Below are 18,470 nucleotides of genomic sequence, written 5' to 3'. Positions count from 1 at the left end.
TTCCGCGTCTTTCCGTGTCATGGCCGCAATGTTGCTGAAATCGGGCCATGGAACGAACTCGATGAATGGTTGTTAATATCGGCAATCATCAAGAGGTTGGGCGCCGGAGGGACATGTGAACCTAGTGGTCGTTTCGAACCGGGTGGCGAGGGCTTCGGCAAATGAGCCGATGACCGGCGGTCTGGCCGCCGCGCTGCTGCCGATTGTCGAAAAATCGGGAGCAATCTGGGTCGGTTCCAGTGGTCGTGTGCGCGATGGCGTACAAAGGGAGCCGTTCGCAGAGATCGAACAACTGGGCGCCGGCGCGCTGGCGATGCTGGATCTGCCGGCCGCTCACTATGGCGGCTATTACGAAGGCTTCGCCAATTCCGCATTGTGGCCGGCGCTGCATTCGCGCGCCGATCTGATCCGCGTTTCGCCGGACGACTATCACTCTTATCGTGAAGTCAACGGCTTCATGGCGCGCGCGCTGATGCGCTTCCGCAAGCCCGACACCGCCTTTTGGATTCAGGATTACCACTTTCTCGCGCTCGGCGCCGAGTTGCGCGCGCTCGGCGTCACCCAGCCGATCGGCTTCTTTCTGCATACGCCCTGGGCGTCGGCGGCGACGATGGGTTGCGTGCCGCACAATCGCGAACTGATCGAGGCGATGCTCGCTTACGATCTGATCGGATTTCAGACCGAAGAAGACCGCAGCAACTTTCTCGCTTATGTCAAAGCCGAACTTGCCTATAGCATCACCGACGGCGTGATCGCTACGCCGCACGGAACATCGCGCTGCGAAGTCTTCCCGATCGGCATCGATGCCGATCTTTTTGCGCAGCAGGCCCAGAAGGCAACGGCCCATCCGGACGTTTCGCGGCTGCGCAAGAGCCTCCACGGCGAGAAGCTGGTGATCGGTGTCGATCGCCTCGACTACTCCAAGGGCCTGATCAACCGCGTCAATGCGTTCGACCGCATGTTGACCTCGCGGCCGTCGCTGCAGCGCACCGTATCGCTGCTGCAGATCGCGACGCCCTCGCGCGGCACCATCGAGGCGTACGGCAATCTGCAGGGCGAACTCGCCAGGCTCGTCAGCGACGTCAACGGCCGGCTCGGCGAGGCCGACTGGACGCCGATCCGCTATCTCAACAAGGGATTCCGCCAGGGCGTGCTGGCGGGTCTGTACCGTACCGCGCAGGTCGGTCTGGTGACGCCGCTTCAGGACGGCATGAATCTGGTGGCGAAGGAATATGTCGCAGCGCAGAACCCGATCGATCCGGGCGTGCTGGTGCTGTCGAAGTTCGCCGGCGCCGCCAACGAACTCGACACCGCGCTGCTGGTCAATCCGCACGACGTCGAGGGCATGGCGCGCGCCATCGCCACCGCGCTGTCGATGCCGCTGACCGAGCGGCGGCTGCGCTGGGAGGCAATGATGGCCAAGCTGCGCCGCGGCAGCGTGCAGTCCTGGTTCGCCGATTTCGTCGCGTCCCTGGAAGACGCCCACGGCGCCAATCGCGAAGCCGCCCGTGAAATTGCCAGCCAGCCGCCGGCGCTGAAGATGGCGGGAGGCTGGTCGCGGGGTGGCCCTTCGGCATTCGGCGGCGCGAGGCTGCAGTAGCACGCAGCCGCGCCGCTCCCGGCGGGCACTGCTGCCCGCCCGGATTCCCGCAACCATGTTGCGGCCGGCGGGACCTGCGGCCCGCGCTTTCCGATGCGGGAGCGCCCCATCAAATCAATAATTTAGGTGAAATCCGCCAGCCGCGGCCGCGATCCCTTGCCAAATCCGCCCGGCGCGGTCATGAGAGGGCGCCCGGAGAGATGGCCGAGTGGCTTAAGGCGCACGCTTGGAAAGCGTGTGTGCGGGAAACCGTACCGTGGGTTCGAATCCCACTCTCTCCGCCAGCAGACGGAAAAACGCAGTCCCGCCGCTGGGGGCGCAGCATCAAAGCGCTACTCTCGAGTTGCCACGATCGCCGCCGACCCGCGGCTGGCCCGAGCCGTCGCTCGGGTTCAAGGTCCGCCGGGCCGTTCTTCCATTGTCATCAGCAACGGCCCCATCGATCGGCGAGCGGACACGTGAGTGGTCCGACGTGCCGGTGAGTGCGGTAGCGCGATAGGGGGGCGGGCGCCGGGTGCACATAAACTCAACAATGTATGATTACAAATTAATCTCCATTCTGGTCTCTTTGAATATGCAAAATTGCACATTGCGTTGCACTATTCGGCATTTTCATACGGTCTCGATCGACGATGATGGACCAACCAGCCGCTGAACGATCGGCCTGGTCACCGCGGAGATCTGAACACCGTGCCGTTCGCCCTTTCGAAAATCACCGCAGCGAGAGTCCGTCGCGCCAGTGAACTGGCGATCGGCCCGATCCTGTTGTTCGGGGTTTGGTGGCTTGCGGCGCGCGGCGGCTGGGTCAACCGGGATCTTCTGCCGTCGCCGGTCGACACACTTCGCGATACTGCGGCCAACATCTGGTCCGGCAGCATGACCGAGGATTTCTGGAGCACGCTGGCTCGGGTCGCTTATTCGATCGCGATCGCGATCATTGCGGGCGTTCCGATCGGCATCGTGCTTGGCGCCAAGGCGACGGTGTATCGTTCGGTCGAGTTCATCATCGACTTCTTCCGCTCGACGCCGGCGACGGCGATGTTTCCGCTGTTCCTGCTGCTGTTCGGGCTCGGTGATCTCGCCAAGGTCGCCGTCGCGGCGTTCGCCGCCTGGCTGGTGATCGTGTTCAACGTCGCCTACGGCGTGATGAACGCCCGGCAGACGCGTATTCTCGCGGCACGTTCGATGGGCGCGTCGTCGCTCCGGATCTTCCGCGATGTGATCTTCTTCGAAACCCTGCCGCAGACCTTCATCGGGTTGCGCACGGCGGTGTCGCTGGCGCTGGTCGTGATCATCGTCGCCGAGATGTTCATCGGCGCCACCGACGGCATGGGCCATCGCATCATCGACGCGCAGATCTCCTACTCGCTCACCGACATGTACGGCTCGATCCTGATCGCCGGCGCGATGGGATACGGGCTCAATCTGATCCTGCTGTTTCTCGAACGTTCGGTCATCCACTGGTCGGGCAAATGACGACCCCTGCCGCCCCCGTTCACAAGGAGTCCAAGATGTCGAAATCAGTTCTGTTCGCCGCCGCGATGACGGCCGCGCTCTCGACCGTCAGCAGTGCGCAGGCCGCCTGCGACAAGATGGACAAGGTGACTGCGGCCTGGCTGCCGATCATGCAGACCACCGCTTATTACGTCGCGCTCGACCAGAAGCTGTTCGAGAAGGCCTGCATCGAGATCGACTCCAACAAAATGGAATCGCCGAACCAGATCATCGACGCGCTGATCGCCGGACGCGCCGATTTCGGACCGCCCGGCGCCGCGGCCGGCATCGCGATGATCGCGGAGTCGAAATTCCCCGGCAAGCTCAAGGTGTTCGGTCTGCAGGGCGGCGGCATCAAGGTGAACCGCATCAATGACGGCCTGATCGTCAAGCCGGACAGCGAGATCAAGAGCTTCGCCGACCTCAAGGGCAAGACGCTGGGCCACGTGCCCGGCATCCAGTGGCGGACGATCTCGCGCCAGATGGTGAAGGCCGCCGGCCTCGATCCCGACAAGGACGTCAAGCTGGTCGATCTCGCAGTCGCCATGCAGGTGCCGGCGGTGGTCGGCGGCACGGTCGACGCCACGCTGTCGCTGGAGCCGGTCGGCTCGATCGCGGTGGCGTCCGGCAAGGCCAAGCGCGCCATGACCAACCCGGTCGCCAGCGTCATCGCCGACCCGTTCTATTCCGGTGCCTCGGTGATGACGACCAAATTCATGACCGAGCGCCCGGACGTCGCCCGCCGCGTCGTGGCGGTGATCGATCAGGCGACCGACCTGGTGAACGCCGATTTCGTCAAGTACAAGGCGGTGCTGCCGGCTTACACGCCGATCAAGGTCGATCAGCTCGACCTGGTGGCGCAGCCTTATCTGCGTGGCTTCAAGGATCTCGACGACACCGACGTCAAATCCTATCAGGCGCTGGTCGACGTGTTCATCGCCCAGGGCGTCGTGCAGGGGCCGATCAACGTTCGCGAGAAGCTGCTGACCAAGGCGGATCTCGGCGAATGAGCGCGAGCAGCGTCCTCCAACTGCGGCCGAAGCAGATGACCGATACTGCACCGATGCCCGCCGCGCCGAAGCCCGGCCGGCAGGCGAAGATGACGATCCGCGGCCTGCGCAAGACCTTCAACGACGCCGTCGTCTACGACGGTTTCGACCTGGACCTGCCGCTCGGCCAGTTCATCTCGGTGTTCGGTCCGAACGGCTGCGGCAAGAGCACGCTGATCAACATGATCTCCGGGCTGATGCCGATGGATGCCGGAGAGGTGCTGTATGACGGCCAGCGGATCAGCGAGACGCGGATCTCCTACGTCTTCCAGAACTATCGCGAGGCGCTGTTTCCCTGGCTGAAGGCGATCGACAACATCCATTACCCGCTGAAGGTGATGGGCGTGCCGCGCGCCGAGCGCAAGCGGCGGATCGAGAAGCTGCTGGCGGAATTCGAGATCCGGATCGATCTCAACGCCTATCCCTACACGCTGTCGGGCGGCCAGCAGCAGACGGTGTCGATCCTGCGCGCGCTGGTGACGGAGCCGGAGGTGCTGTTCCTCGACGAGCCGTTCTCGGCGCTCGACTACGAGATGACGATGTCGATGCGCGAGCAGTTGCAGAAGATCTTCATGAAGACCAAGACCACGATGCTGCTGGTGTCGCACGACCTCGACGAGGCGATCGAGCAAGCGGACAAGCTGGTCCTGCTCACCCGGCGGCCGACCCAGGTCGCCGAGATCGTCGAGATCGGCCTGCCGTGGCCGCGCGACCGCGCCGTCACCACCGGCGACGACTTCATGGCGATCAAGCGCCACTGCCTCGATCGCTTCTGGCAGGAAGTGAAGAAATGACGGGCGCCGGCTGAGCCGGGCCCGACTAGTCCGAACCACCATCAGAATCTGGAGACTGACATGACGAAGCGCCGATTTCGCGCCGCTGCGGTGCAGACACTCGCCAAGTTGGGCGATTTCGACTTCAACATCGCGCTCGCGACCCGCTACGTCGAAGATGCGGTCCGCCAGGGCGCCGAACTGATCGTGTTCCCCGAATGCATGGACACCGGCTATCTGTTCGATTCGCCGGAGCATTGCCGCGAACTCGCCGAGACGTTGACCGACGGCCCGTTCGTCCAGGCGCTGGCGGCGCTGAGCCGCAAGCACGGCGTCTATATCGCCAGCGGCATCACCGAATGGGATCCGGTCAAAGAGAAGATCTTCAACACCGGCATCATGTTCGATCGCAAGGGCGAGGTCGCCTGCCACTATCACAAGCAGTTTCTCGCCACCCACGACCAGAACTGGTTCGCGTTCGGCGAGCGCGGCTGCCCGGTGGTCGACACCGACCTCGGCCGCATCGGTCTTTTGATCTGCTTCGACGGCCGCATTCCCGAGATCTTCCGCGCCATGGCGATGCAGGGCGCCGAAGTGATCGTCGACATGGCCAATTTCTTCGCGATGGACCAGGCCGACATGTGGGGCCCGGCGCGCGCTTACGAGAACGGCGTCTGGCTGGTGGCCGCCACCAAGGCCGGCTACGAGCGCTCGATCTATTATCCGGGCGGCAGCATGATCGTCGATCCGAAAGGGCGGGTGCTGTCCAAGGTGCCCTACGATACGCACGGCATGTCGATCGCCACCATCGATCTCGACGAAGCCGCCGACAAATCGATCTACACCGCGAACGACAAGATCGCCGATCGCCGCCCCGAGACCTACGGCATCATGGCGCTGCCGTATGAGCAGACGCCGGTCCATGGCGTCGCCGACCGTCCGCTGATCCCGTCGAAATCCGTCACCAAGGTGGCGGCCGTGCAGATTCACGTTACGCCGGACTGCAGCGTCGCGGAGGTGCTCGACATGGTCGACCACACCGCCAAGCTCGGCGCCAAGGTGCTGGTGCTGCCGGAATACGCATTCTCCGAGCACTACATCCTCTCCGTCGAGGAGGCGTCCGAGCAGGCCGACCGGACGGCGGAGAATCTGGCGGCAGTCGCGAAGATCGCCGCGCGCTACGGCTGCCTGATCGCGGCGCCGGTCATCGAGCGCGCCGCCGCCGGGCTCTATGTGACCACCGTGCTGATTGGCCCCGACGGCAAGGAGATCGGGCGCTACCGCAAGACACATCTCACCGCCGAAGAGCGCCGATGGGCGGTCGCGGGCTTCGACTATCCGGTGTTCGAGACGCCGTTCGGCCGCATCGGCGTGATGTCGGGCTACGACGCAGTGTTTCCGGAGACCTCGCGCTGTCTGGCGATCGGCGGCGCCGACATCATTCTGTGGCCCGCCGCGTTGCGCGAACCGTTCGAGCGCGAGCTGCTCGCCGTGCCGCGTGCCGAGGACAACCGTGTCGCGGTCGTGCTCGCCAACCGGGTCGACAGTCCGTATCCGGGCGGCAGCGTGGTGATCCCGCCGACCGGCTTCCCGCAATGGGACATCAACATCGCGGCGCCGCGGGTGATGAAGCTCGGCGCGGTGATGCCCAAGCACATCGATCTCGCCGTGTGCCGGCAGAAGCTGATGATCCCCAAGGTCGATATGTTTGCAAACCGCCTGGTGGAGACCTACGCTCCGATCGTAGCGGCCTAGTCGATCCGACGGGTGACCGGCCGATGACGGTCGCGCGATCGGCGCAGCAGCGCCGGTCGCCCCGCAGGACGGCAGAGAACGTGGCGAAGACACAACGCAAGATCCGCTATGACTGGAACGACGTCGTCTACTTTCTGGAGGTGGCCCGGCAACGCAGCTTGGTGCGCGCCGCGGCCAAGCTGAAGGTCGACCACACGACCGTCAGTCGGCGTATCCGGGAGCTCGAGCGAAGCCTGAATTCGACGTTGTTCAAGCGCAGCAAATCCGGCTTCAGCCTGACTGAAATAGGCATGCGGCTGCTGCAATATGCCGAGGGCATGGAAAGCCAGGCGAACTCGATCGTCGAGGCGATCGGCACCGACACCGCCGATGCGGGAGGCGCGGTCCGGATCGCGGCGATGGAAGGGATCGGCAGCTTCTATCTCACGCCCTGCATCGTCGACTTCAACAAGGTCTATCCGTCGATCCAGGTCGAACTGATCACCGATACCCGCCTGCTCGACCTCAGCCGTCGCGAGGCCGATGTTTTCGTGAGTTTCTTCCGGCCGCACGGCAAGCGGCTGTCGATCAAGAAGGTCGGCGAGTTTCGCATATCGCTGTATGCGTCCAATCGGTATTTCGAGGGTCGGAGCGATCCTCAGACCCTGAAGGAGCTCGAAGACCACGCGTTCATCGATTTCATCGAAGACCACATCTACAGCAAGGAGAACCGCTGGCTCTCCGATGTCTTGCGGCCGCCTCACACGATCTTCCGGAGCACCAGCCTGGTGGCGCAATCGATCGCCGTGTCGGCAGGACAGGGAATCGCGATGCTGCCGTCCTATGTGGCTTCGGGCCGCCCCGAACTTCGGCCCGTCATGCCGGAGTTGTTCACGACGCGCGATATCTGGCTTTCGGTCCACGAGGACCTGCTGCACATCGCCCGCATCAAGGCCGTCATCACCTTCCTGGAGGAACGTATCGAGGCCGACAGGATGTTCCTCAACTCGGTGAAGAACAAGCCGGGGCGCAGGCGATCGTGAGAGACGCAGGGTGAAGGGCGCGAGCGATCTGCCGTCAGGTCGCGGCGTCGATCAGGCTTTCGAGCAGCCGTTTCAATTCGGCGGTGGCCTTGTCGCCGTAATTCTCGGCGATGTGGGCTTCCTGGCTCAGCGCCAGCGCGTTGAGGCGCTGAGTCAACGCTTTGCCGCGCTCGGAGGAATACATCAGCACCTTGCGGCGGTCGTCCGGAGCCTGCACGCGATACACCAGCGAGTCCGACACCATGCGGTCGATCATCTTGGTCAGCGTCGGGTGGTTGAGCAACACTTCCTCGGCGAGGTCGCCCATCGAATGGCCCTTGCCGTCGGACAGCACCTTGAGGATGCGCCACTGCTCGACCGGAACGCCTTCGTCGCGCAGCCGCGCCTCGAGCTGCCGGTTGATCTCCCGGTTGGCCTGCGCCAGCAGATAAGCGAGATGTTCGGTGATCGGCGGGTTGGAACTGGGCGGTCTGGCCACGGGCTGAGACTTTATCGTTCGACTTGAATGAATCGGATGCTGCGTTTGCTGCATCTATATGCACATCAATTGTTGAATGTTCAATATTTTCGAATAGCATTGAAACCCGTGCGGGGTCGGACTTTCGCGGGACGCCCTGTGCCAAAAATGGGAGAGGGCGTGCTTTCGATCGGGGATCTCGGAGGCGGTGGCGCAGGATTTTCGCCGCCAATCGGTGTGCTTGAGAGGGCGTCTTCGCTCGCGGATGCGGCGTGGGTGGAAGGGCCGGGGGACGGCGCCGGAGCGGCGACTCGCCGGGCGCGCAACAAATTGCGGATCGCCAATTTCGTCACCTTCCAGGGCGCGCCGGGGATCTGGGGGCCGGCCTCGAGCAATGCCGCGCTGCTGGCGGCGGCCGAGATCAACAAACGCGGCGGGATTCTCGGGCGCGAAATCGAACTGGTGATGTGCGACGCCGGCGGTCCGATCGAGGACGTCGCGCGGCGGGTGGCGCAGGCGGTCGATTTCGACGACGTCGACATCGTGATGGGCTCGCATATCAGCGCGGTCCGCGTCGCGCTGCGCAAGGCGATCCGCGGCCGGGTGCCGTATATCTACACGCCGGTCTATGAGGGCGGCGAGCGCACGCCCGGCGTGATGGCGATCGGCGAGACGCCGCGCTGGCAGAGCCGGCCGGCGATCGACTGGCTCACCCGGGTCAAGAAGGCCCAGCGCTGGTATCTGATCGGCAGCGACTATGTCTGGCCGTGGCTGTCGCACCGCGCGGTCAAGAAATACATTCAGGATGCTGGCGGCCAGGTCGTGGGCGAGGAGTTCGTGCCGCTCGGCGAGGACGATCACGAGCGCCACCTCGCCCGCATCCGCGCGGCGCGCCCCGACGTGGTGCTGATCTCGCTGATCGGCGCCGACAGCGTCACCTTCAACCGCGCGTTTGCCGAATGCGGCCTGGCCACGCGCACGCTGCGGCTCGCCGGCGCGATGGACGAGACCGTGCTGCTCGGCATCGGCGCCGACAATACCGAGAACCTGTTCTGCGCCTCGGGCTATTTCGGGTGCTACGCGTCCAGCGCCAACGACGAGTTTCGTGCCGCCTGCGTACGGGCGTTCGGGCCGACCGCGCCGCCGATCGGATCGGTCGGTCAGTCCAATTACGAAGGCCTGCGCTTTCTCGAGGCCGTCGCCGACAAGGCGCAGACGCTGGCGGCGCGGCCATTACTCTCCGCGGCGAAGAACGTCGTCTACAACGGCCCCCGCGGCGCCGTGACGATCCGCGACGGCCGCGCGCGGATGACGATCCATCTCGCCGAAGCCGATGGCCTCGATTTCAAGCTGATCGGCACGTTCTGAACGACCGCATCGAGCGGCGCAGCCCGGGCGCAAAATAATACTTGAAATAGAAAATATTTCCGTATGTAGTATCCATGACGCGGCGGCCAGCGAGCCGCGGCCGGTCTTCCCCGGACCGGCGCCGCCGGTCGGACCATGCGCAGGAGGACAACCTTGGCAGTATCACTTCCCACACCCACGCAGCTTCTCGATGTCGCCGATCAGTGCGGCCTGTCGCTCACCGATGAAGACGTGATGTCCTTCCGCGCGCTGATGCAGCCGTCGGTCGACGCCTACAACGTCGTCGCCGCTCTGCCGGACGAAGTGCCGCTGGTGAAGTATCCGCGCACGCCCGGCTATCAGCCCGGCGCCGAGGAAAACCCGCGCAACGCCTGGTATCGCAAGGCGACCGTGAAGGGCGCCGCCTCCGGCAAGCTGAAGGGCAAGACCGTCGCGCTCAAGGACAACATCATGCTGGCCGGCGTGCCGATGATGAACGGCTCCTCGACGCTCGAAGGCTTCGTTCCAGATTTCGATGCGACCATCGTGATGCGGATTCTCGACGCCGGCGGCGAAATTCTCGGCAAGACGCATTGCGAACATTTCTGCATGTCCGGCGGCAGCCATACCGGCTCCAACGGTCCGGTGCACAATCCGCACAAGATGGGCTACTCGGCCGGCGGCTCGTCCTCGGGCAGCGCCGTGGTGGTCGCGCTCGGCGAGGCCGACATGGCGATCGGCGGCGACCAGGGCGGTTCGATCCGGATGCCGTCGTCGTTCAGCGGCACCTACGGCATGAAGCCGACCTGGGGCCTGGTGCCCTACACCGGCATCATGCCGATCGAAGTCTTCGTCGACCACACCGGGCCGATGACCGCGAATGTCGAAGACAACGCGCTGCTGCTGGAAGTGCTCGCCGGCGACGACGGCTACGATCCGCGCATCCGCGCGCCCAAGCTGCACGACTACACCAAGGCGCTGGGCCACGACGTCAAGGGCATGAAGATCGGCCTCGTCCGCGAGGGCTTCGAGCAGGCCGGCGCCGAGCCCGCGGTCAACGAGAGCGTGCGCGAGGCCGCCAAGCGCCTCGCGAGCCTCGGCGCGACCGTGGAGGAAATTTCCATCCCGTCGCATAATCTCGCCGCCGCGGTGTGGATGCCGATCGGCACCGAAGGCATGACCCAGACCATGATGTTCGGCGACGGCTACGGCCTCAGTCGGCCCGACCTGTATTCGACGGCGCTGATGAAGGCGCATCGCGGCTGGCGCGAGCAGGCGGATTCGCTGTCCGAAACCACCAAGATGATGCTGCTGTTCGGCACCTATATCAACAACACCTTCGGCCCGCGTTACTATGGCAAGGCGCAGAACATCTCGCGCCGCGTCACGGCCGCCTACGACCAGGCGCTGGCGAAGTTCGATCTGCTGCTGATGCCGACCACGCCGATGAAGGCGACGCCGCTGCCGGCGCCTGGCGCCAGCCGCGAAGAAATCATCGGCCGCGCCTTCGAGATGATCAGCAACACCGCGCCGTTCGACATCACCCATCATCCGGCGATGTCGATCCCGTGCGGCATGGTCGACGGCCTGCCGGTCGGGTTGATGCTGATCGGCAAGCATTTCGACGAGCCGACGATCTATCGCGCGGCGCATGCCTTCGAGCAGTCCGGCGACTGGAAGACGATGTGACAGGTCCGATCCCCGTCAGCCGGTAAGGTCGAATGGAAAACCTGCTCGTCGCCTTGTTCGAAATCCTGAGCTTCGGCGCCATCGTCGTGTTGGTGGTGCTGGGGCTCGGGATCATCGCCAGCATGATGGGGATCTTCAATTTCGCGCAGGGCGAGTTCGTCCTGCTCGGCGCCTACGTCACCTATCTGGCCTATACCGCGGGCCTTCCGGTGTGGCTCGGCATGGTGGCGGCGCCGTTCGTGGTCGGCGCGCTCGGCTTCGTGCTCGAACGACTGATCGTGCGCAGATTCTACGCCGCGCCGATCGTGGCGATGCTCGGCACCTATGCGCTCGGCCTGATCATCCGCGAGATCGTCCGCGGCCTGATCGGCGGTCTCTATATCTCGGTGCCGGAGCCGGTCGGCGGCTCGGTCGCGCTCGGCTCGATGCATTTCTCGACCTGGCGGCTGGTGATCATCGTCATCACCGCGCTGGTGATGGTGGCGAGCTATCTGTTGCTGTCGCGCACCTCGTTCGGCCTGCGGGTCCGGGCCTCGCTGGAGAATCCGGCGCTGGCGCGCGCATCCGGCATTTCCACCAACGCGATCTACGGCGCCACCTTCGCGTTCGGCGCGGCGCTGGCCGGGCTTGCAGGCGCACTGATCGTGCCGGTGTTCTCGCTGTTCGCCGATCTCGGCCTGCGCTTCCTGATTCAGGGCTTCGTCGCCGTGATGGTCGGCGGCATCGGATCGTTCGCGGGACCTGTCGCCGGCGCGGCGGTGATCGGCACGCTGTCGGCGGCGCTGCCGTGGGTGATCCAGCCGGTGATCGCGGACGTCCTCGTCTTCGTCCTCGCCATCATCTTCATCAAGTTCCGGCCACAGGGCCTCGTTTCGGGAAAAGGGATCTAGCCTGATGTCCAGCGACAGCAATCAAGGTTTCACGCGCCGCCGCTTTTTGTCCAATTTCGCCTTCGCCAGCACAGCGCTGGCCACCGGCGTCGGCAGCTGGGTGGTGCGGCCGGACTGGGCCAACGCCGCGGCCGCCCCGATCAAGGTCGGCATCGCCACCGATCTCACAGGCCCGATCGGCTATGCCGGCAATGCCGACGCCAACGTCGCCAAGATGGTGGTCAAGCAGATCAACGATGCCGGCGGCCTGCTCGGCCGGCCGCTCGAACTGTACATCGAGGACACCGCGTCCAACGAAGCCGTGGCGGTCGGCAACGTCCGCAAGCTGATCCAGCGCGACAAGGTCGATATGGTGCTGGGCGGCGTCACCTCGTCGATGCGCAACGCCATCAAGGACGTCATCGTTTCGCGCGGCAAGACGCTGTACATCTATCCGCAGCTCTACGAAGGCAAGGAGTGCACGGCGAACCTGTTCTGCACCGGACCGACGCCGGCGCAGCAGTGCGACGAATTCATTCCGTGGCTGATCAAGAACGGCGGCAAGCGCTTCGCGCTGCCCTCCGCCAACTATGTGTGGCCGCACACGCTCAACGTTTACGCCCGCAAGGTGATCGAGGCCAATGGCGGCGAGGTGGTGCTGGAAGAATACTATCCGCTCGACCAGATCGACTTCTCCTCGACCGTCAACCGCATCATCTCCAACAAGGTCGACGTGGTGTTCAACACCGTGATCCCGCCGGGCGTCGGTCCGATGTTCAAGCAGCTCTATGAAGCGGGCTTCCTCAAGAACGGCGGCCGGCTCGCTTGCGTGTATTACGACGAGAACACGCTTGGCATCAATCAGCCCGCCGAGATCGAGGGGCTGGCGAGCTGCCTCGATTACTTCAAGGCGGTCGCGAAGGACGATCCGGCCAGCGCCAAGATCCAGGCCGAATACGACAAGGCGTTTCCCGGCACCTTTCTGTTCGCGGCCGGCAGCGCCGCCACCGGCACCTATCGCGGCCTGAAGCTGTGGGAAGCCGCCGTCAAGGAAGCCGGCAAGATCGACCGCGACGGCGTCGCCGCCGCGCTCGACCACGCCAAGATCGCCGAAGGCCCGGGCGGCCCGGCCGAAATGGTTCCCGGCAAGCGCCACTGCAAGATGAACATGTACACCGCCGTCGCCAAGAACGGCAGCTACGAGATCGTCGAGCGCAGCAAGGGGCTGGTGGATCCGAAGGAATGCTGATGGCGAACGCGCCATACGCCGGTCGGCCTGCGCGTCTTCGGCTGGCACAGCCTGCGCCTCTCCCCGCGTGCGGGGAGAGGTCGGCACGCATCGTCAGATGCGAGCCGGGTGAGGGGGCCTCTCGACGCAGCCGAGCCGCTCAGGCTCTTGCGAGCCGGGCCTCTCTAGCTCTTTCCAACCGAACCGCTCGGACTCGCCGAGACGCCCCCTCACCCCGACCCTCTCCCCGCGCGCGGGGAGAGGGAGCAGTCGCGACAGCGCTCTGCCCGCACGCAGTCCTTCTCACCATCACCCTGGCGGATCGATGACCGAAACTTCTTCGACAGTCGCGCCGATCGCAGCCCCCCGGGCGGGACGCCGCCTGAAGGTGCTGCCGATCATCGAGCTTGTCGCGCTGGCGATCGGCCTGCTGCTGCCGTTGGTGCTGCAGGACTATCTCACGATATTCGGCACGCGGGTGCTGATCCTGTGCCTGTTCGCGCTGTCGTTCGATCTGGTGTGGGGCTATTCCGGCATCATGAGCTTCGGTCAGGCGGTGTTCTTCGGCTCGGCCGGCTACGGCGTCGCGCTGCTGGCGCGCGATCTCGACGTCACTTCGATGTTGCTGGTGCTCCCCGCCGGCGTCCTGATCGGGTTCAGCATCGCGCTCCTGATCGGCGGCTTCCTGCTGCTCGGGCGCAATCCCTCCAGCGTGATTTTCGTCTCGCTCGGGACGCTGACCGGCTCCTATGCGTTCGACCGGCTGGCGCGCGGCTGGTACTATCTCGGCGGCCAGAACGGCATCCCGTCGATCCCGCCGATGCATCTCGGCGGCTATGATCTCACCGAAGGGCCGGTCTTCTATTATTTCGTCCTGGGAATCCTGCTGCTGGTCTATCTCGGCTGCCGCTTCCTGACCAAGTCGCAGTTTGGACTCGCGCTTGCCGGCCTGCGCGAGAACGAGCAGCGCATCGCCTTTTTCGGCTACCAGGTGCAGCATATCAAGGCGATCATCTTCTCGCTCGCCGGCGCGATCGCCGGACTTGCCGGCAGCCTCTACGCCTTCCACGAAGGCTTCGTCTGGCCCAATATGCTCGGCGTGGTGATGTCGACGCAGGTGGTGCTGTATGTGCTGTTCGGCGGCTCCGGCACGCTGATCGGCGCGGTGATCGGCACCGTGGTGATCGAGATCGTGTCGTTCTGGCTGTCGAATTCCTATCAGGACATCTGGCCGATCATCCTCGGCTGCCTGATGCTGCTGGTGATCCTGTTCCGTCCGGCCGGCCTGGTCAGCCTGATCGTCAGTCACAGCGAGCGGATCGGCAGCTTCGGCCGGCCGCCGAAGCCGCACCGGAAGGAGCGCGACCATGGCGCTGCTTGAAGCGCGCGGCCTGAAGAAGGTCTTCGGCAAGCTCACCGCGCTGAATGGTGCCGAGTTGATCGTGCAGCCGAACGAGTTCCACGGCCTGATCGGGCCGAACGGCTCCGGCAAGAGCACGATGATGAAGTGCATCGCCGGCGCCGAGGTGCCGACTGAAGGCAAAGTCACATTCGACGGCCAGGACATCACTGCGGCAACCCCGGCCGAGCGCGCGCGCGCCGGCATGAGTTTGAAGTTCCAGATCACCAGCGTGCTGCCGGCATTGACGCTCTACGACAATGTCCTGCTGGCGCTGCAGGGCCAGACCGCGCTGACCAAACTGATGTTCTCGCGCACCCGCGGTGCGCTGCACGACAAGGTGATGGCGATGCTGGAGCAGTTCCGGCTGGTCGACCGCGCCGGCGAGCATGCGTCGGCGCTGTCGCACGGGCAGCAGCAATGGCTGGAGATCGCCATGGCGCTGGCGCCCGAACCGAAATTATTGCTGCTCGACGAGCCGACCGGCGGCATGAGCCTCGAGGAGCGCCGCGTCACCGGCGAACTGCTGGCGCCGATCAAGTCGCGCTGCTCGCTGGTGATCGTCGAGCACGACCTCGACTTCATCCGCGACATCTGCGACCGCCTGACCGTGCTCGATCAGGGCGCGGTGCTGAACAGCGGGACGATCGCGGAAATCCAGACCTGCCCCAAGGTTCAAGAGGTTTATCTGCGCCGTGCCTGAGGATCAGTATCTCGACATTCGCGATCTCGACGCCGGCTATGGCCGCAGCCAGGTGCTGTTCGGCGTGTCGATGACGGTGCCGTGGCGCGGCGGCGTCGCCATTCTGGGCCGCAACGGCGCCGGCAAGACCACGCTGATGAAGGCGATCATGGGCGAATTGCCCGTGAAGCGCGGCAGCGTCTCGCTCGACGCCCGCGACGTCACCAAGCTGCCGACCGAGCAACGCATCCGCGCCGGCTTCGGCTACGTGCCGCAGGATCATCCGGTGTTCGCGCGGCTGTCGATCCGCGACAATCTCGCGGTCGGCGCGCTGACCAACAAGGACAGCGGCGCGGTCGACCGGGTGCTGGAGATGTTCCCGAAACTCGGGCAACGGCTCGATCAGGCGGCCGGCACGCTGTCCGGCGGCGAGCGCAAGATGCTGGCGATCGGCCGGGCGCTGCTGTCGGAGCCGCGCGTGCTGCTGCTCGACGAGCCGACCGAGGGGGTGTGGATCGGCGTGATCGAGGAGATCACCGACCGGCTGATCGCACTGGCCAAGGAGATTGCCGTGGTCATCGTCGAGCAGCATCTCGATCTGGCGCTGCGGGTCGCCGACCGCGCCTATGTGCTGGATCGTGGACGGGTGGCGCTGACCGGAACCGCCGAGGACGTCCGCAACGACCCGCGCCTGCTGCAATATCTGGCGCCGTAGCGCCCGCGCCGCAGGATCGGCCCCGGCCCGCGCCGACGCCCCATCGAGCGGCGCGTATCAGGGCGCGTCATGATTGCTCCATTCTCGTTTGCCCGCCTGGCCCCACAACGGGGCCGCCTCCGATGTCGACGGATCGTTGCGGCCGTTCGCGGTCCAGCATGAAGCCCATCCGCTGATGAGCGGCGACGCATCCTGATGTCGTGTTTCTGATTTAGATCACGGCGGGCGACATTCACTGCATGCATGGATGACGATGAACGCTCACTCTGCGGTATTTAGATAGGGTGGCGCGATATAAGATTTCTTGCGGCGGTAGCAAGGAAAATAAAATTTCTCTTATGCTGTGGTTGAGCCCACAACCCCCGGGTGATGGGCTCACTGCGACAAGTTGGCCGGGTGGCGTGGTTGGGGGTTTAGGGATGGATCAGGGTCAGACGTTATCACGTCTCTTAGACTCGTACGGGACGGACCCGCGCACGCGCGCGGTTGCCGCGGCAGTCGGCGCAATCGCCGAAGCGTCGATCGAAATCTCTGACCTGATCGGGCAGGGCGCGCTGGCCGGGATCACCGGCGCGGCGCATGGCGCGAGCAATGCGGACGGCGACGTCCAAAAGGATCTCGACGTCCGCGCCGAGGCTGCCATCGTCGCGGCGCTGAAGAAGGTTCCCTACGCGGCATTGGCCTCCGAGGAGTCCGACACGCTGCTGATGGGCGACCCGCAGGCACCGATCTCGATCGCCTACGATCCGCTCGACGGCTCGTCGAACATCGACACCAACATGACGGTCGGGACGATCTTCTCGGTCATTCCGAACGAGGCGGGCGTGGCGCCGTTCACCGCGCCGGGCAGCTGCCAGCTCGCCGCCGGCTTCGTGGTCTACGGACCGCAGACCTCGCTGGTGCTGACGCTCGGCGACGGCGTCGACATCTTCACGCTCGACCGCGCCGCAAAGACCTATCGGCTGATCCGCGAGCGCGTTCAGGTGCCGGCCGACACCGCCGAATACGCCATCAACGCCTCGAACCATCGCCACTGGGAGCAGCCGGTGCGCGACTTCGTCGACGAGTGTCTGGCCGGATCCGACGGCCCGCGCGCCAAGAACTTCAACATGCGCTGGATCGGCTCGCTGGTGGCGGAGGCCTATCGCATTCTCACCCGCGGCGGCGTCTTCCTGTATCCGGCGGATTCGCGCCCGGGCTATGGCGAAGGCAGGCTGCGTGTCCTCTACGAGACCCATCCGATGGCGTTCGTGATGGAGCAGGCCGGCGGCGCGGCGTCCACCGGCCGCGAGCGCGTGCTCGAGGTCGTTGCGAGCTCGACCCATCAGCGTTCGCCGCTGATCATGGGGTCGAGCGACAAGGTTCATCGCATCGTCGAGCTGCACCTCGATCCCAGCGCGGCCTCACGGACGGCGCCGTTGTTCGGGCGCCGCGGCCTGTTCCGGACCTGAACGAAGTCCCCAAATTGTTGGAAATGTGAATCCATGTCTCGTAAGCATCCGATCATCTCCATCACCGGCTCCTCCGGCGCCGGCACCACCTCCGTCAAGCGAACGTTCGAGCAGATCTTCCGCCGCGAGAACGTCAACGCCGCCTACATCGAGGGCGACGCGTTTCACCGCTACAACCGCGTCGACATGCGCACCAAGATGGCCGAGGAGGCCGCGCTGGGAAACCGGCACTTCAGCCATTTCAGCCCCGAGACCAATCTGTTCGAGGAACTTGAGACGACGTTCCGCGACTACGCCACCACCGGCACCGGCAAGACCCGCACCTACGTTCATGACGACAAGGAAGCCGCGGTCCACGGCGTAGCCCCCGGCAATTTCACCGACTGGCACTCGCTGCCGGCGGATTCCGATCTGCTGTTCTACGAAGGTCTGCACGGCGCGGTGATCACCGAGAAGGTCAACGTTGCGCAACACGCCGACCTCAAGATCGGTGTGGTGCCGGTGATCAATCTGGAGTGGATCCAGAAGCTGCACCGCGACCGCGCCGATCGCGGCTACACCACCGAGGTGGTGACCGACACCATCCTGCGCCGGATGCCGGACTACGTGCACTACATCGTGCCGCAATTCGCCGAGACCGACATCAATTTCCAGCGCGTGCCGACGGTCGATACGTCGAACCCGTTCATCGCGCGATGGATTCCGACTGCCGACGAGTCGATGGTGGTGATCCGCTTCAAGGACCCGCGCGGCATCGATTTCGCCTATCTGCTGTCGATGATCCAGGGCAGCTTCATGTCGCGCGCCAATTCGATCGTGATCCACGGCGCCAAGCTCGATTTGGCCATGCAGCTCATCCTGACGCCGCTGATCATGCAACTGGTCGACCGCAAGCGGGGCGTGAAATAAACATGCGTCATCATTCCACTTCCGGGAGGCC

The 18,470-nt window shown here is 64.7% G+C and carries 16 protein-coding genes and 1 tRNA gene; 16 read left to right on the top strand and 1 reads right to left on the bottom strand.

Annotated elements, in window-relative coordinates; genetic code table 11:
- Positions 1-115: 115 nt before the first annotated feature.
- From otsA to SR870_RS15820, 7 genes are all read left to right on the top strand, one after another.
- Complete coding sequence (gene otsA / locus SR870_RS15850; RefSeq protein ID WP_322514498.1) at positions 116-1,600, top strand: alpha,alpha-trehalose-phosphate synthase (UDP-forming); 1,485 nt, start codon at positions 116-118, stop codon at positions 1,598-1,600.
- Positions 1,601-1,794: 194 nt separating this feature from the next.
- Positions 1,795-1,884, top strand: a tRNA-Ser gene (locus SR870_RS15845).
- 406 nt (positions 1,885-2,290) lie between these two features.
- The gene (locus tag SR870_RS15840) at positions 2,291-3,076 is read left to right on the top strand and encodes an ABC transporter permease (RefSeq protein ID WP_322514497.1); all 786 of its coding nucleotides are present in this window, start codon (positions 2,291-2,293) and stop codon (positions 3,074-3,076) included.
- Positions 3,077-3,111: 35 nt separating this feature from the next.
- Positions 3,112-4,104, top strand: a complete 993-nt coding sequence (locus SR870_RS15835; protein WP_322514496.1) for an ABC transporter substrate-binding protein — start codon at positions 3,112-3,114, stop codon at positions 4,102-4,104.
- Positions 4,101-4,937: an ABC transporter ATP-binding protein gene (locus SR870_RS15830; protein WP_322514495.1), complete on the top strand. Its 837-nt coding sequence runs from the start codon at positions 4,101-4,103 to the stop codon at positions 4,935-4,937. Before SR870_RS15835 ends, SR870_RS15830 begins: the two co-directional genes overlap by 4 nt.
- A 60-nt stretch (positions 4,938-4,997) precedes the next feature.
- Positions 4,998-6,671, top strand: coding sequence for a carbon-nitrogen hydrolase family protein (locus SR870_RS15825; RefSeq protein ID WP_322514494.1), 1,674 nt, complete (start codon positions 4,998-5,000; stop codon positions 6,669-6,671).
- On the top strand, positions 6,587-7,693 hold the full coding sequence (locus tag SR870_RS15820) for a LysR family transcriptional regulator (RefSeq protein ID WP_322514493.1): 1,107 nt from the start codon (positions 6,587-6,589) through the stop codon (positions 7,691-7,693). The genes SR870_RS15825 and SR870_RS15820 overlap by 85 nt, the downstream gene beginning before the upstream one ends.
- Positions 7,694-7,727: 34 nt before the next feature.
- Here the strand turns inward: SR870_RS15820 and SR870_RS15815 are convergent, their stop codons facing one another.
- Entirely contained in the window at positions 7,728-8,225 is a 498-nt protein-coding gene (locus tag SR870_RS15815) for a MarR family winged helix-turn-helix transcriptional regulator (RefSeq protein ID WP_416221088.1), read from the bottom strand.
- A 93-nt stretch (positions 8,226-8,318) separates the two neighbouring features.
- Here SR870_RS15815 and SR870_RS15810 point away from each other — a divergent pair, with 93 nt between their 5' ends.
- From SR870_RS15810 to SR870_RS15770, 9 genes are all read left to right on the top strand, one after another.
- Entirely contained in the window at positions 8,319-9,518 is a 1,200-nt protein-coding gene (locus tag SR870_RS15810; RefSeq protein WP_416221168.1) for a substrate-binding domain-containing protein, read from the top strand.
- A 153-nt stretch (positions 9,519-9,671) separates the two neighbouring features.
- Positions 9,672-11,186 (top strand): amidase, encoded by a 1,515-nt coding sequence (locus SR870_RS15805; protein WP_322514490.1) that lies wholly within the window; start codon positions 9,672-9,674, stop codon positions 11,184-11,186.
- Between the two features lie 32 nt (positions 11,187-11,218).
- Positions 11,219-12,076, top strand: a complete 858-nt coding sequence (locus SR870_RS15800) for a branched-chain amino acid ABC transporter permease (protein ID WP_322514489.1) — start codon at positions 11,219-11,221, stop codon at positions 12,074-12,076.
- 4 nt (positions 12,077-12,080) lie between these two features.
- Positions 12,081-13,304: a substrate-binding protein gene (locus SR870_RS15795; protein ID WP_322514488.1), complete on the top strand. Its 1,224-nt coding sequence runs from the start codon at positions 12,081-12,083 to the stop codon at positions 13,302-13,304.
- 304 nt (positions 13,305-13,608) lie between these two features.
- Entirely contained in the window at positions 13,609-14,664 is a 1,056-nt protein-coding gene (locus SR870_RS15790) for a branched-chain amino acid ABC transporter permease (RefSeq protein WP_322514487.1), read from the top strand.
- A complete protein-coding gene (locus SR870_RS15785; RefSeq protein WP_322514486.1) occupies positions 14,651-15,385 on the top strand; it encodes an ABC transporter ATP-binding protein in 735 nt (244 codons plus the stop codon). Before SR870_RS15790 ends, SR870_RS15785 begins: the two co-directional genes overlap by 14 nt.
- On the top strand, positions 15,378-16,079 hold the full coding sequence (locus SR870_RS15780; protein WP_322514485.1) for an ABC transporter ATP-binding protein: 702 nt from the start codon (positions 15,378-15,380) through the stop codon (positions 16,077-16,079). The genes SR870_RS15785 and SR870_RS15780 overlap by 8 nt, the downstream gene beginning before the upstream one ends.
- Positions 16,080-16,498: 419 nt before the next feature.
- The gene (locus tag SR870_RS15775) at positions 16,499-17,530 is read left to right on the top strand and encodes a class 1 fructose-bisphosphatase (protein ID WP_322514484.1); all 1,032 of its coding nucleotides are present in this window, start codon (positions 16,499-16,501) and stop codon (positions 17,528-17,530) included.
- 33 nt (positions 17,531-17,563) lie between these two features.
- Positions 17,564-18,439, top strand: a complete 876-nt coding sequence (locus SR870_RS15770) for a phosphoribulokinase (RefSeq protein WP_011439847.1) — start codon at positions 17,564-17,566, stop codon at positions 18,437-18,439.
- Positions 18,440-18,470: the final 31 nt, after the last annotated feature.

This window comes from Rhodopseudomonas palustris, assembly GCF_034479375.1.
Classification (GTDB): Bacteria; Pseudomonadota; Alphaproteobacteria; order Rhizobiales; family Xanthobacteraceae; genus Rhodopseudomonas; species Rhodopseudomonas palustris_M.
This window is presented reverse-complemented; position numbering and strand designations above follow the sequence as displayed.